10 protein-coding genes are annotated in these 14,937 nt (G+C 67.1%); 6 read left to right on the top strand and 4 right to left on the bottom strand.

What is annotated here, in order from left to right; translation table 11 throughout:
- The first annotated feature begins 1 nt into the window (after position 1).
- From KME82_RS17330 to KME82_RS17320, 3 genes are all read left to right on the top strand, one after another.
- Positions 2 to 193 carry a DUF2065 domain-containing protein gene (locus KME82_RS17330; RefSeq protein WP_036114125.1) on the top strand — a complete coding sequence of 64 codons (192 nt, stop codon included), beginning with the start codon at positions 2 to 4 and terminating at the stop codon, positions 191 to 193.
- Positions 194 to 1,047: 854 nt separating this feature from the next.
- Complete coding sequence (locus tag KME82_RS17325; protein ID WP_215495155.1) at positions 1,048 to 2,817, top strand: hypothetical protein; 1,770 nt, start codon at positions 1,048 to 1,050, stop codon at positions 2,815 to 2,817.
- 368 nt (positions 2,818 to 3,185) lie between these two features.
- Positions 3,186 to 4,478 carry an adenylosuccinate synthase gene (locus KME82_RS17320; RefSeq protein WP_056112691.1) on the top strand — a complete coding sequence of 431 codons (1,293 nt, stop codon included), beginning with the start codon at positions 3,186 to 3,188 and terminating at the stop codon, positions 4,476 to 4,478.
- 82 nt (positions 4,479 to 4,560) lie between these two features.
- Here KME82_RS17320 and KME82_RS17315 read toward each other — a convergent pair whose 3' ends face one another.
- Both KME82_RS17315 and KME82_RS17310 read right to left on the bottom strand, forming a co-directional pair.
- Positions 4,561 to 5,562 (bottom strand): XVIPCD domain-containing protein, encoded by a 1,002-nt coding sequence (locus KME82_RS17315; RefSeq protein WP_215495154.1) that lies wholly within the window; start codon positions 5,560 to 5,562, stop codon positions 4,561 to 4,563.
- A 29-nt stretch (positions 5,563 to 5,591) separates the two neighbouring features.
- Positions 5,592 to 6,038, bottom strand: coding sequence for a hypothetical protein (locus tag KME82_RS17310; RefSeq protein ID WP_096415128.1), 447 nt, complete (start codon positions 6,036 to 6,038; stop codon positions 5,592 to 5,594).
- 139 nt (positions 6,039 to 6,177) lie between these two features.
- Between KME82_RS17310 and KME82_RS17305 the strand changes: the two genes are divergently transcribed.
- On the top strand, positions 6,178 to 7,125 hold the full coding sequence (locus tag KME82_RS17305) for a glycoside hydrolase family 75 protein (protein ID WP_215495153.1): 948 nt from the start codon (positions 6,178 to 6,180) through the stop codon (positions 7,123 to 7,125).
- Between the two features lie 1,175 nt (positions 7,126 to 8,300).
- Entirely contained in the window at positions 8,301 to 10,205 is a 1,905-nt protein-coding gene (locus KME82_RS17300; RefSeq protein WP_215495152.1) for a DUF11 domain-containing protein, read from the top strand.
- 54 nt (positions 10,206 to 10,259) lie between these two features.
- Here the strand turns inward: KME82_RS17300 and KME82_RS17295 are convergent, their stop codons facing one another.
- Both KME82_RS17295 and KME82_RS17290 read right to left on the bottom strand, forming a co-directional pair.
- The gene (locus KME82_RS17295) at positions 10,260 to 13,130 is read right to left on the bottom strand and encodes a type 2 lanthipeptide synthetase LanM family protein (protein ID WP_215495151.1); all 2,871 of its coding nucleotides are present in this window, start codon (positions 13,128 to 13,130) and stop codon (positions 10,260 to 10,262) included.
- 123 nt (positions 13,131 to 13,253) lie between these two features.
- Positions 13,254 to 13,412 (bottom strand): hypothetical protein, encoded by a 159-nt coding sequence (locus KME82_RS17290; RefSeq protein ID WP_157754082.1) that lies wholly within the window; start codon positions 13,410 to 13,412, stop codon positions 13,254 to 13,256.
- 816 nt (positions 13,413 to 14,228) lie between these two features.
- Between KME82_RS17290 and KME82_RS17285 the strand changes: the two genes are divergently transcribed.
- Complete coding sequence (locus tag KME82_RS17285; RefSeq protein WP_215495150.1) at positions 14,229 to 14,885, top strand: ankyrin repeat domain-containing protein; 657 nt, start codon at positions 14,229 to 14,231, stop codon at positions 14,883 to 14,885.
- Positions 14,886 to 14,937: the final 52 nt, after the last annotated feature.

The raw sequence follows: 14,937 nt of genomic DNA, 5'->3' as shown, positions 1-14,937 counted from the left end.
CATGGCCGGTGAACTGATACGAGCGCTGTGCCTGGTCGCAGTGCTCGAAGGCCTGTTCCTGTTCGTCGCGCCCAATGGCTGGAAGCGCGCGGCCGAACAGTTGCAGGCGTTGCCCGACAAGCAACTGCGCATCGTCGGCGGCATCGTCGTCGCGGTCGGGGTGATCGCGTTGTGGGTGTTGCGCAGCAGCTGACGCCCGCCGCGCTGTTGCGATAGCCCACTGTAGGAGCGGCGCAAGCCGCGACCGCGACACCACAGGTATGACGCGAGTACCGCGAAGCAAGCGCTTGCGCCAGACGCGGCGATCCAAAGGTTACGACCCAAGCATGGTGTCGCGGTCGCGGCTCGCGCCGCTCCTACAGGGAGCATCGCGGCAGCGCGTATCGCTTGAATAGCTCGGCCAACAGCCTGGCGTCCGTCGCTTGGATCAATGCAGCAGCTGCCGCCGTTATTCGGATAGCCCACTGTAGGAGCGGCGCAAGCCGCGACCGCGACACCACGGCTGCGACGCGAGTACCGCGAAGCAAGCGCTTGCGCCAGGCGCGGCGATCCAAAGGTTACGACCCAAGCGCAGTATCGCGGTCGCGGCTTGCGCCGCTCCTACACGAAGCATCGCTGTAGCGCTTATCCCTTGAATATTTCGGCCATTGGCCAGACGGCTGTCGCTGTCGATCAGGCCAGCGGGTCGGTGCGTGCGCGCTCAATAGCCAGCCCAACTCGCTCACCGTGACTAACCAACCTTCGACGCCGGTCATGCCGCCGCCGCGACCGCCATCACCCTAATGCCTCGGTGAGCGCGAAACCTTCCCGCGCTGTCCCGGCTCGATCCCGGTTTCGCCCTGTCGCCGCGGCCCGCATGCGCCTAGAACCAGTCGCGGCAAGGATGCGTGCGGCGACGGCAACGGCTGTTCGCGACGCGCGCATCGCGCCGCTTCCGTCGCGAGCGGCGACGTCAGGCCATGCGACTCGCCGCGTCCGCGCGGCGCGTCCCGTCGTCGCGTCGCGACGCATACCCATGCAGCACCTACACGACCATGGAGTCGCGTCATGAAGGAATGCGTACCACTGCGCCGCACCGCGCTCGCGCTCGCCCTGCTGTCGCTGAGCGGATCGGCGCTCGCGGCGACCTGCCCGGCCTACAACCCGTCCAACAAAGCCAACAAGCTGTACCTGGTGTTTCCGACCGCGCCGATCACGTACCCGTCGTTCGGCTTCTCGGCCGGCTCGGTGACCAACCCGGCCGCGGCGTTCAGCGCCGCCGACCTGCCGAGCTACACCGGCACCACCGCGGCCCTGCGCGGCGCGGTCAAGCACGTGGTCGAACTCGACTACTGCGAATTCAACGTCCAGGTGCTCGACACCACGACCCTGCCGCCGGCGACCTTCCCGCGCCGCAATATCGTCGCGGTGACGACCAAGTCCGACATGGCCGACGGCCTGTTCGGCCTGGCCCAGGCGGTCAACACCAACGACACCACCGCGGTCGACTATTCCTATGTCTGGGGCAAGACCTACCAGGACTGGACCGGCGGACCCGGCGGCGCGCTCAACGGCGCCAACTCGACCCTGGACCGCTGGGCCAACGCGATCGGCGGCACCGCCGCGCACGAGGCCGGGCATAACTACGGCCTGGCCCACAACACCATCGTCGGACCGGGCGAGGACACCTACAAGCATCACGTGATGCCCGCCGGCGGCAGCCTCACCGCCGAGGACCGCGCCGGGTATCGGCGTCATTTCAGCGACAACGAATTCTCGATCCTGGCCGCCAACCTGGGCCTGTCGCTGCAGACCATGTGGAACTGGGACCTGGTCAACCCGAACGCGAATCCGGCCCACAGCCTGGAACTGCGCGTGCTGTATCCGCTCGCCACCGCGCCGACCATCGACTGGTTCTACGGCGGCTGCAACAGCCCGTGGATCACCCCGACGGTGACCGGCCCGGTCGGTCCGTCCGAGACCTTCCAGGGCGGCACCTATTACCCCTACATCGTCAAATGGAGCACGCCGAACCCGAACTGGGCCACCGGCAGCTGCGTCGGCCTGCCGGGTCCTCCGGGCCAGGCGCCCGGCGGCGTGCTGTTCCACATCGGCGCTTCGTTCGCCGGGGTGAACTTCAGCCTGTCGACCTTGAACCCGATCGTGATCAAGGACATCACCCTGCGCGACAGCGCGAGCAACCCGCTGGCCTTGAACCCGCGCCTGCACGCCTTCGATGCCGGCACCCTGGACACGATCAACGGCAACCTCAACCTGGGCGTGTTCAACGTCGCCGGCCCCGCCGCGGTGCCGCTGCAACTGCAGAACCTGGAAGTGCGCGAACTGCCGCGCGTGCTGGCGCTGGACCAGATGGTCGCCAACGGCCGCATCGCCGATTTCACCGGCGAACCGTTCGAACCGTGGCCCAACACCACCCGCACCCTGGTGCGCGAAAGCACCCTGTCGCCGGGCAAGGGCATCAGCGTGCCGATCGCCAAGCTCACCCAGGCGCGCCACGTGTACGAGGTGATCACCGCCGACGACTGCAAGCGCGCGCAGTCCGACAGCTTCCTCAACGGCCCCGACACCGCCGACTGCCGTCCGGGCACCAGCATCGACCTGTTCCCGTCGACCACGGTCTACTTCACCGCCAACACGGTCGAGCCGAACGCGACCTACTGGGATCCGGACAAGCGCGCCTACGTCAAGGGCCCGCTGACCTCGCGCACCTACTACCAGCTCAGCGGCCGTCGCCTGGACCAGAACAAGAACGGCGTGGACGACTACGTCGACGCGCGGGCGCAACCGCAGCCGGCGCCGCAGACGCAGGAGAAGTAAACCGCGGCATCGCTTGAGGTCGCCCGGCGCGTCGGACCGCCCGGCGACGGCGGGCCCGGCGCAAGGCCGGGCCCGCGTTTTGCTTTGTGGCCCGGAAGGGGCGTCGGCCGTCGATTACCGGGCCGGCCAGGGCTTTGCGTGGCCAGTGGATGAACAAAGCCACGCAGATGCCGCCGATCCGGCCAAGATCGGACCGTTTTGGGGTGGCCTTGGCCCCCCGAAGTCCGGATAATGCACAAAAGCCGGACGGGGCCATCCCCGCCGGCTTTTTTCCGTTCATGGCCCTGTGGCGCGGCATCGGCTGCGACTGGACCGGACGGACCTCGCGGCAACCGCCGCTTCAACAGCAAGCGCAGGAGTTTGGACTCATGGGTCAGTCAGTCGTCGTTCTCGGTGCCCAGTGGGGCGATGAAGGCAAGGGCAAGATCGTCGACCTGCTGACCGAGCGGATCGGTGCGGTGGTGCGTTTCCAGGGCGGCCACAACGCCGGTCACACCCTGGTGATCGGCGGCAAGAAGACCGTGTTGCACCTGATTCCCTCGGGCATCCTGCGCGAAGGCGCGCTGTGCCTGATCGGCAACGGCGTGGTGCTGAGCCCGGCCGCGCTCAAGAAGGAAATCGGCGAGCTCGAGGAAACCGGCGTGGAAGTGCGTTCGCGCCTGAAGATCAGCCCGGCCACGCCGCTGATCATGCCGTACCACATCGCCCTGGATCAGGCCCGCGAGAAGGCCGCCGGCGGCAAGGCCATCGGCACCACCGGCCGCGGCATCGGTCCGGCCTACGAAGACAAGGTGGCGCGTCGCGGCATCCGCGTCGCCGACCTGCATTACCCGACCCAGCTCGCCGAACTGCTGCGCAGCGCGCTGGACTATCACAACTTCGTGCTGACCAAGTACCTCGGCGTCGATGCGGTCGACTACCAGCAGACGCTCGACGAAGCGCTGGCGTTCGGCGAATACGTCGAGCCGATGAAGTCCGACGTCGCCGGCATCCTTCACGACCTGCGCAAGCAGGGCAAGCGCGTGCTGTTCGAAGGCGCGCAGGGTTCGCTGCTCGACATCGACCACGGCACCTATCCCTACGTCACATCAAGCAACACCACCGTCGGCGGCGCACTCGCCGGCACCGGCGTGGGCGCGGATTCGATCGACTACGTGCTCGGCATCGCCAAGGCCTACGCCACCCGCGTCGGCGGCGGTCCGTTCCCGACCGAACTCGACGACGAAGTCGGCCAGGGCATCCGCGATCGCGGCCAGGAATACGGCGCCACCACCGGCCGTCCGCGCCGCTGCGGCTGGATCGACATCGTCGCGCTCAAGCGCGCGGTCGCGATCAACGGCATCACCGGCCTGTGCATCACCAAGCTCGACGTGCTCGACGGCATGAAGACCCTGAAGATCTGCATCGCCTACGAATACCGCGGCAAGCGCACCGAATACGCGCCGCTGGACGCGGCCGGCTGGGACGAGTGCACGCCGGTGTACCTGGAATTCCCGGGCTGGGACGAAAACACCCACGGCATCACCGAGTGGGACAAGCTGCCGCCGGCCGCGCGCGCCTACCTGCGCGCGCTGGAAGAACTGGCCGGCTGCCAGCTGGCGATCGTCTCCACCGGCCCGGACCGCGACCACACCATGGTGCTGCGCGACCCGTGGGCCTGAGTTCGCCGCGATAGTGGATGCAAAAAGCCCCGCGAAAGCGGGGTTTTTTGTTGCCGAACGCATCGTCGGCCGCGATGCAGCTTCAGCGCGACATCGAAGCCTGCTGCGATGGCTCGGCCGGGCTCTGGCGCGCGTTTTCGTTCTGCAGCGCCAGAGTCTGGCGTTGCGATTCCTCGACCGGCGTCGCCATGGCTTCGGCGGTCGCGACGATGGCGCGATTGGCGTAAGGGTCCGGACTCGACGATCGTCCTTGCACGCAGATCAGCTCGCCGGCGGCGTGATCGGCGGTGGCGCGATTGGGCGCGACCGCGACGATGCCGTCGAAGCCTTGCTGATACGCCAGGCGCCCGACGCAGGCGGCCACGCGTTCGCTGTTGCCGGTCCAGGCCACGCCCAGTCCGGCCTCCATTTGGGCGACCGCTTCGTGCGCCTGGGTCTGCAAGCGCGTGGCGCGAGGGTCGGACAGCGAAACCGTGGCGTCGCCCAGGGCCGGCGTCGATGCGGGCGTCGGCGACGGCTCCGCCGGCTTCAGCGACGGCTGCATATCCATCTCCGGAGCAGGATGGAATGTCTTGCTGCCGCTTGCCGCCTCACGTCCGGTCGCCGGTTTCACTTCGTCGATCCAATGTTCGCGGTCGGCGTAGTCGTAGCGGCGCAGTTTGTCCTTGGGATCGAGCAGGTAATAGGCCACGTCCGTGCGATCGCCGAACTGCTTGCGCGCCACATCCCAGTCGGCGGGGTTGTCCTTGTCGTGGGGCCGCGACGACGGAAGCCGTTCCATCGCTTGCGCGGTGGATTTGTCGAACTGCATGTCGACATTTTTCTGCGTGTGGTTATGCACCACCGCGAGCACCTTGTCCTTGCCGCCGGCCGCCGCGATGGCGTCGCTCAGCGGCGCCGAGTTGTAGCTGCCCTTCGAGAACAATTGCGTGGTCTTCAATTCATCGCCGTCCTTGTACACCACGGCGACGTATTCGACCTTTTCATGATCCTTCTTGGCCTCGATCTGCCTGGCCAGATCCTTGGCGAGCTCCTCGGTCTGGGCCAGGTCCGGGTTGGTGTTGTTCTGTCCGATCTTCGCCATGGCGGGCTCCTTGCGTTCGATGGCTGGAATCAATCCAAAAACTCTACGGTTCCTTCGCGATGCACGATGAATTTCAGGCGCGGCGAGCGGGCGACGCTGCCGTCGTTGCGATCGACGAAACGCAGCTCGATCGACGCGCCGCCGCCGCTGCAGGTCAGCCAGGGACGCTCTTGATACGCCTCGGCGGGAATGCGGCGGTTGATCTCATCGATCCAGCGCTTGGCGAGCGGTTTGGCGCCGATGCGCAGCTCGCTGACTTGCGAGCGATAGCCGTGATCGTCCACCCATTGGGTCGTGCCGGCGATGCGGAACTTGCCCGAAGGCGGGCAATCGAATTCGAATTCGTAGCGGGTCGTGGTTGCCGCGGTGTCTTCGCTCGGATCGGCGCTCGACGATCGGGCGTCGACCGCGGCGCAGGCGCTGAGCGTTAGCAGCGAAAGCAGAAGTATCGATCTTGCTGGAATCGATCCGAGCATGGGCATGCGTCCTTGGCCGCGCCGCTCGAAGGTGCGGCGCCTTGAAGTGAACCCCGGCCGGCATGGCCTGTCAACGAGGCTTGGCCGGCCCGAGCCCGCGCCGGCGTTCTCCTCAAGGTCTGGGCACAAGGAGCGCGCCATGGCTGCGCATTCATCATTCGCCGTGAAACGCTGGCTGCCGCTCGCGGCATTGATCGGGATCTATCTGTTGGCGGTCGCGCCCGCGCGTGGCGCGCAGTGCGACATGCGCCTGTCGTTTCAGCAGGCCGACGGCAACGCGCGCGGCGGACGCACCGCGGTGTGGGCCGATGCGAACGCGTCGTCGCTGTTGTTCGTCGAAGGCTTGAACGTCAACACCGACGGCACCCGGCGTTCGTACAGCGTCGAGGATTTCTGGGGCGAGCGGCACGCGCTCAACAATCTGTGCAATGCGATGAGCGACGGTTGCGCCGGCTTGTCCAGCGCGCAATTGCGCGCGCGCCGCATCGCCACGCAGCAGGCGAGCGCCGCGGGTTGGCCGGCCGATCAATTGCGCGCCACCCGGATTTCGCCGTCGATCATTCCGTTCCGCAACGGCAAGCCGTGTCCGCCGGTGGACGGTTTCCTGGTATCGGCCACGGCCTTGCACGCGCCGGCTGTCGGCGATGCCTGCGACATCGCCAACTATGTCGATGCGCTGGTCACGCCGGCGCTGGTGATTCCGAAAAGCCCGTCGGCCTTCGCCGGCCGCGCCAAGATCGGCGACCTCGCGGTGGCGATGGTGCCGGGCAGCGGGCGGCCGGTGTTCGCGGTGATCGGCGACTCCGGCCCGTCCGGACAACTCGGCGAAGCCTCGATCGCCTTGAACGGCCGTCTGCTCGGGCGCGAGGCGGTGCCGCAGAATTATCTGGAAGTACGCGGCAAACCGCCGTTCGCGGGTCGCGGTTGGACCGTGCCGAAGGCGGTGGTGTTGATCTTTCCCGGCAGCGGCGATCGCGCTGCGCCGTTCATGACGCCCGAACGGATCGATCCGGCGGCGCAGCGGCGGTTCGAGGCATGGGGTGGGGTGGAACGTTTGTCGGCGTGTGTGGCCGACTATCAACGTTGATCATGTTCGGGATTCGGGATTCGGGATTCGGGATTCGGGATTCGGGAATCGAGATTCGGGAATCGAGATTCGAGATTCGAGATTCGAGCTGTTGCTTGAGCCCGAAGCCGCGCAGTTCATCCAGCGCCGCGAGGCATGTAACTCGCGTTAGCAACCGCACACCCGGAGGGCGGCGTGCAGGATGCACGCCGTGCGCCACCGGGACATGGATGTCCCGTGTGGCGCATGCCTGCGCAAGCTCTGCACTTGCGGGCCCTTGATTCAAAGAAAAGCGTTTTTCTTTGGTTACCTTTCTTTTGTCGCTTTAGACAAAAGAAAGTGACCCGCCGCTTTAGCGGCGGAAGCCTTTGATCCAGCTTCAGCTTTGAAGCTTCAAAGCTTTGAAGCTTCAAAGCTTTGAAGCTTCAAAGCCTTTGAGGCAAAGGCAACAGCTTCCGCCCGCAAGCGGGCGGGTTACTTTCTTTTGTCTAAAGCAACAAAAGAAAGGTAACCAAAGAAAAATGCTTTGTTGTGAATCAAGTGCCCGCAAGTGCGGAGCCGACGCGGGCACGCGCCACACGGGACATCCATGTCCCGGTGGCGCGCGACGCGCATCCCTGCGCGTCGCCCTCCGGGTGTGCTGTTGCTAACGCGAGTGAGTTGCCTCGCAGCGCTGGGTGAACTGCGCGACTTCAGGCTCAAGCAAAAGCCACATGGCCTGCCTGTAAGAGCGACGCAAGTCGCGACCGCGACATCTCGACAGCGTCGAAGCCTGCGCCGTAGGTGCGTTTTCGCGGTCGCGACTTGCGTCGCTCCTACAGGCAGGCCGTGTGGCCGCGCGCCCTCGTGCTTGAACAGATGCGGGTCCACGGCAAGCCGACCCGCTCAGCGAACCTCCGCCACACACCTGACCTGAACAGGGCAACCCCAACCGACAGCGAAATTTCCCAAGATGAATGCGGCTTCCCCTCTCCCGAAGCCCCATTCACGTTGCTTTTTTGCAACAAGACACTCACATCTTGGCTTATAAAATGCGACGTACGACACACTTTGTGTCGTCGACCACCGCATTAGCGTTCGGCGCCAGCCGTTCGACGGGAAGGGGGCGCGATCCGGGCACGCAGTCGCGGCCGGGGCGGCCACCGTCGCACGGGAGGAGGGCGGGCGATCGCTGCCTACAGGGGAGTACGTCGTTGATGATCCAGTCTTCCACCCAGCGCACGCCGCATGGGCGGCGCCGGTTCGGCCTGCTCGCGTTGATGACCCTGGCCGCGATGCCGGTGCAGGCACAGGTCCAGCGCACGTTCGTCAATCTGGGTTTCGAACAGCCCGACCTGGGCACCACCGCCTGCGTGGGGTTCTTCGCCGGACCGCAGCAGGTCACCGGTTGGAACACGACGCATCCGTCCGGCATTACCGGCGGTTGCGGAGTCGTCGGCAATCCGGCCACCGGCCCGCTGATCGAATTGTGGGGCAACAACTTCAGTTCGGTGCCGGCGCGCGCCGGCAAGCAGCACGCCGAACTCAACGCCAGCCAGGCCTCGCGCATCTTCCAGAACATCTGCCTGACCAATGGCGAGGTGATCAGCTGGCGGCTGAGCCATCGCGGCCGCAATTCGGCCACCACCCCGGACGTGATGAGTTTCGGCATCAACGCCATCGCCAGCACCGCGGTCGCGGTCGACAGCCAGATCGCGCGCATCGGCACCACCAACAACGGCAGTGATCGGGTCGACACAGCCGGCACCGCGTCCTCGGCCACGCAGGGCAGCTTGACCATCGGCGGCACCAGCAACGGCTGGCGCGATTACAGCGGCAGCTTCACTTACGCGGGCACCAGCGGCGTGCAGCAGGTCGGTTTCGCCGCCGACAGCAGCAGCGGCGGCATTTCGCTGGGAAATTTTCTCGACGAAATCCAGATCACCCTGCGGCCGTACATCGAATTCGTCGCCACCAACGTCACCACGCGCGAAGGCCAGGCCGCGGTGCTGCCGCAGTTGCGCATCATCGGCACCGTGCCGGCCGGCGGCATCGTCGTGCCGGTGCGGATCACCGGCGGCACCGCGACGCTCGGCAGCGATTTCACCGTCACCTCCGGCAGCGGCAACACGGTCAACGTGGCGATACCGGCCGGCACTTACGACAACAGCAGTTTCGCCTTGCCGATCGCGATCGTCGACGATGCGGTCATCGAGAACAACGAAACCGCAATCTTCACCGTGCAGCCCGATCCGACCAACTACACCCTGACCTCGACCACGACCTGCTCGGCGGCCGCGGGTCAGACCGTGGCGACGTTGACGATCAGCGACAACGACGTCGATCTGTCGACCACCAAATCGGTCGCCAACGCCACGCCCGCGCCGGGCGGCGCCACCCAGTTCACCGTGACCTATCGCAACAACACCGCGCGTCCGACCGTGGGCGACACCACCGCGCACGATGCGATCGCCGCGGTGTCCGACGCGGTGCCGGCCGGGCTGACGTTCAATTCGTGGACTTGCACCGCGAGCGGCGGCGCGACCTGTCCGGCCGCGAGCGGCACCGGCGCGATCAGCGGCAACGCGACGCTGCCGGCCGGCAACGGCATGGCCGGCGGCAGCCTGAGCTACACGATCAACGCCACGCTCGGCGCCGGGCAATGCGCGGCGATCGCCAACGTGTCGACCATCGCGGCGAATGCGCCTCTGGCCGAAGGCAGCTCGGCGCAGAGCGGTTTCGTCACGCCCGCGCCGGGCGGCGTCGCCGACAACCGCGCGAGCGCGTCGGTCGATGCGGTGTGCGTGTCGTTGTCGCTGAGCAAGAACGACAACAACGCGAGCTACACACCCGGCAGTCTGGCCACGTATCGCTTGCGCGCCTGCAATACCGACGGCCCGGACGCGGCCAACGGCGCAAGCGTCAGCGACAACCTGCCGCCGGGCGCGACCCTGAGCGCGCCGTGGACCTGCGCGAGCGCGGGTGGCGGCGGCACCTGTCCGGTCAGCGGCGGCGCGGTCGGCGGCAGCAGCGTGCAGGTCAGCGGTGCGGTGTTGCCGGTCGGCGCCTGCATCGAGGTCGACGTGCCGGTGCGTTTCAGCGCGAATCCCGCGGATTATTGAGGCATGGTCGTGGCTGCGATCGGCGCAGGCCGACGCAGCCGCGGCGCCTCGTGATCACTGTGTCGCGACGATCTGCGGCCCGGTCGAAAGCATCAGCACGCAGGCCGCGTTCGCCGGATCGGCCAGCCGCAGGCAGCCGTAGGCGATGCCCGCCAGGCCGACCATCAATCCCAGCGGCCGTTCGCGTGGCGAGCGGCCGCCGCAATGCCAGTGCGGATGCGCCTGTTCGATCAAAGCCGCGCCAAGTGCGCGGCATTCGGCGAGAGCGTCGCGATCGCCGCGCAAGGCGGCGTGCTGGATCAGCAGGTCGAGATTGCCCCACTGGCCGTGACACAGGCAGTGGCCGCCGTTGAGTCCCGACTCGCGTGTGCTGGCGATGCATTGGCGCAAATCCTCGCGCCAGGCCGCATCGCGCAACGATTCGGGCAGCAACAGTCGCGCGAAACCGACGCCGGGTGCGCCGTGACACCACGAGTGGATGTCGCTTGCAGCGTCGGGACAGCCATCCGATGGCGCAGCGTGTTCGAACAGGTCGTACCAGCGCTGTCCGCGCCGTCGGTAAGCATTGCGTTCGTAGCGCAGAGCCTCGCGCGCGAGTTGCAACGCAGCGTCATCGCCGGTGAGCGTCGCGTGGCCCGCCAGCGCGGCGCCGATGCCGGCATTGCCGTGAGCGAAGCCGCCTAGGCCGCGTTCGGGCGAGGCGGGGCAGCGCCACCACGCACCGTCGTCGCCGCGCTGCGCGTGTTCGATCAAGTGCGCTGCGCAAGCGTTGATAGCCGTCAGCGTCTGTGCGCTCGGGCGCAGGCGTTGCAGTTCCAGCAACACCCGCAGCGCGCCGGCGGCGCCGCTGATCAGGTCGAAATCTCGGTCCGCGGCGATGCGGTCGGCGATCCGCGGCACCATCGACGCGGCTTCGTCCAGCAGGTCCGCGCGCTGCCAGCGTCGCGCCACGACAAGCAGCGCATACATCCAGCCGCTGTATCCCGACCACGGCCCGATCGATGCGAGTGCGTGCGGGTCTTCGCGCAACTGACGCCGGCATGCGGTCAGCACGCTGTCGGCGGCGCGGGTGAAACGAAGCAGGCCGCTTTGCGCGCCCAGTTCGGCGAACATCAACAGCACCCCGGGCAGGCCTTCGTACAAGGTCAGGCCCATCGGCGCGAGCGAGGGCTCGGGACGGTTGCGGTATTCGGGCTGGAACCAGGCGCGTTCGCCGCGGCCGTTGAACGACAGGCGCAGCAGTTCGTCGCCCAGGGCGATGGCGGTGTCGAGCGCAAGCCTGCGGTGTGCGTCGTCGTCGGAGCTGCTTGCCGCATGCGTCTGCGCCGAATCGCGTTCGGTTTCGATCGCCGACCACGGCCGCAGGCTTTCCAGCGATTGCGTCAGCGTATACGTCTGTCGCTGGCGATCGCGCTCGGACAGGATGCGCAGCCGGCGCCGCGCTTCATCGCGACCGCTGCGCGCGAACACCGCATCAATGCGGCGGCCGTCGCCGTCCTCCACGCCGGTGCCGTCGACGGCGATGGTGAAGCGCGGCACGTCACCGCGCAGCAGCGCCTCGCGCTCGGCGGCCTGGGTACGGGCGAGGAAGGGCCACTCGCGTTGTCCGACCTCGAGCCGCGCCAGCACCGCGTCGCGTTGCTGCTGCGATTGCAGGTGCTGCGGATGCGACAAGGCGTCGAGCAGACGCGCATAGATGTGGGTCGAGCGCAGCAGCGCGCGCGTTCGCAATCTGGCGAACGGCGCCAGCAGTCCATCGTCGAAATCGAGCTTGGATTTGAGCCGCAACAGTCCGCGATAGGTTCGATCGAAGCCGTCGACGATCGCCTCGCTGTGCAGATGCGGCGCGATCCGGCGGCCGTCGGCGAGATGCGGCAGATTGCGTCCCGGCGGCGCGATCGACTCGATCGGCGCCAGGCGCAGCTGATCGCTGTCGGCATCGACCGCGCGGCGCGTGTCGAAGCGGTACTCGGCCCAGGCCAGGCCGCTGAGGTCCTGCGCGCCCGCTTCGTTGCGGCCGCCCGGCACCAGTCCGGAAAACACCACCGACGGTGCGTAGGGGCCGGTGGATCGGACGCCTGGTTGCGATGCGGCGGCGCGCGTCATCCAGGGCTGCAATACCGTTTCCAGATCGATCACGATCGGGTAGTCGCCGCAGGCGATCAGGTTTTCCAGATGCAGGTCGGTGCAGGCCAGGACATATGCGATCGCGGTCAGGCCGCCGTAGCGCTGGTAGTAACGTTGCGCGGCGTGTTCGTCGGCGAGCGGCCGGTGCTCGATCCAGGCCGCGTAGCCGTAGTCGCCGCGGTCCAGGGTCGTGGCCGCCGCTTGCACGGGTTCGATGCCGTGTTCGGCCAGGCGCGCGAGGAACGTCGCGTAGGCGCCGTCCATCGCCAGCGAACGCGGCTTGTACAAGACGCGGCCGTGTTCGAAGCGCAGATCGATGACGCTGCCGCCGTGATCGTGGCGGTCACCGAGGCCGCAATCGAAGTCGAGCAGGCGGCCGGGTTCGTCGGCATGCGCGAACAGCGGCGCGAGTTGCGCGCGGTCTTCACTCAGGCGCTGAGCGAACTGAGTAAGAAATGCTTCGGTGCGCGTCGCCTGCGCGGCGATGTCGGCGCTCAGCAGGCGATAGCGATCGTCGAGTTCGCGCCGGCCCGCGGCGCTGTCGATCCAGTCGAGAAAATACCCGTGGCGTTGTTGCGGCGTATCGCCGACCAAGCTGCCGCGATGGCGCGCGATCGCCAGTTCCAGCAGCACGCTGCGTTGGCTCCAGGCCAGCGCCGGCGCGGCGAAGGCATGCTCGATGCTCGCACGCAGACGGTCCAGATCGAAGGCGTGGCGGTCGCGCAACGCATGCCCGCGCCACTGCGCCAGGCAACGCTCGCGCGCCGGCGCGATGATCGGTTCGGCCCAGCGCAGCAACGGCCGCAGGGCCGGGTCGATGGAATCGTGTCGGTGCGGAAGGATCGGGGTATCGCCGAAGACCGGATGCCAAGCGGGCTGCGCCTTGCGGTGCAGCCCGCATCGATCACCGGAAGGCCGGGTTCACTCGCGGCAGTTGTGGCAGCTGGTGTAGACGCAGGACAGGCTGAGCAGGTTGCTGGACAGGTCGACCAGTTTGTCGTCGCTCAGATCGGGCGAGCCGATGCTTTCGGACAGCAGGCGGTTGAGGACGTCCTGTGAGATTTCCGCATTCATGGGCATGAAACTCTCCTAGCAGTGCGTGGTGCGAACCGTTCGCGACGACGCGGGCGGGTTCGCGTGGCGTGGTGGTGCGATGTGCTGGACGGTGAAGCTTGCGGCGTTTCGCGCATCCGTCCGTATGCGCGAAACGATCGACCGCGCGTTTTTATCACGTTGACACCGGGCATCCGCGCGCGGCATCACAGAACGTCACCGTGACCGTCTACGCATGACGGCAGTCATCTTCGTGGGCTGCGAAGCGCATGCGATGCCGATATCGCCGACGACAAAAAAGTCGCAGGCGGCATGGCGCGAATCAAAGCCGATGGCGACGACCGCGGCGCGCGATCGTTCGCCACAGGGGGGGGGTGGGGGGGGGGGAGGGGGGGGGGGGGGGGGGGGGGGGGGGGGGGGGGGGGGGGAAAAAAAAAAAAATCAAAAGCCGATGGCGACGACCGCGGCGCGCGATCGTTCGCCACATCGCCGCACGCCTGCCATATGCGCAGGCGATGCTGAGCTGCGGGCGGCGGCATCGGTCGCAGTGTCGGCTCGGCGAAACCCGCGAAGCGGTCGCGCATTCAGCTTGCCGTCCGTCCAATTTGACCGGCGGCGCAGCTGAACTGTGACCGCCGTCGACTTGTCAGCACGGCATGTCGCGGCGGGTTCTTGCTAGGCTCCCAACGCCACGGTACGTAACCGTATGTGCTCGTCACTACGGCAGGGGACAGTCACCGTGCGCGTCGCTCGATCTCCCGCCCATCGGCGGGGAAGTCGCTACACGTCCCGCCTGTCGGTGGGCGTAGGGGTAGTCCAGCAGGTGCTCAGGAGGAGTCCACAATGGCAGCGGTAGATATTCATGAAGTATTCGCCGATCCGGCGGTGGCCGATCTGGCCGAAGCCGTCGCCGACGGCGAAGTGGCCGACATTCGGCGTCTGGCGCAGGGCGTGGATTTACGCAGCCACGGCGACAAGAACGTCACCTTGCTCGAATGGGCGGTGCTCAACAAAAGTCTCGACGGCCTGAACGCCTTGCTCGACCTGGGCGCCGATCCGGCGCAGCCGGGCATCGACGGCAGCACCGTGGTGCATCTGGCGGCGATGGCCAACGATCCGGCCTATCTCGACGCCTTGCTCGCGCACGGCGCCGATCCGGACACCGTGCATGCGCATACCGGCGCGACGCCGTTGAGCGCGGCGCTGATGGGCGAGCGGCCGGCGCAGTTCCAGCGTTTGCTGGCCGCGGGCGCGCAGGTCAATCACGCCGACCGCATGGGCAACACCGCGTTGCACGTGGCCGGCAAGATCAATCAGCCCAATCACGCGCTGGCGCTGTTGCAGGCCGGCGCCGACGCGCGGGCGCGCAACGCCCAGAACGTCACCTTCCAGCGCTATCTGTTCATGACCCCGGCCTCGCTGTTGAACGCGACGACGCGGCGCGACCGCGATGCGCTGGTCGCCTGGCTGGGCGAACACGGTATAGCGGTGGAAGGCTGAAACCGCGCATGCGCCGCGGCGCGATCGCGCGGCCGGCGTCGGCGATATTTCG

Source organism: Lysobacter capsici, assembly GCF_018732085.1.
Lineage (GTDB): Bacteria > Pseudomonadota > Gammaproteobacteria > Xanthomonadales > Xanthomonadaceae > Lysobacter > Lysobacter capsici_A.
This window is presented reverse-complemented; position numbering and strand designations above follow the sequence as displayed.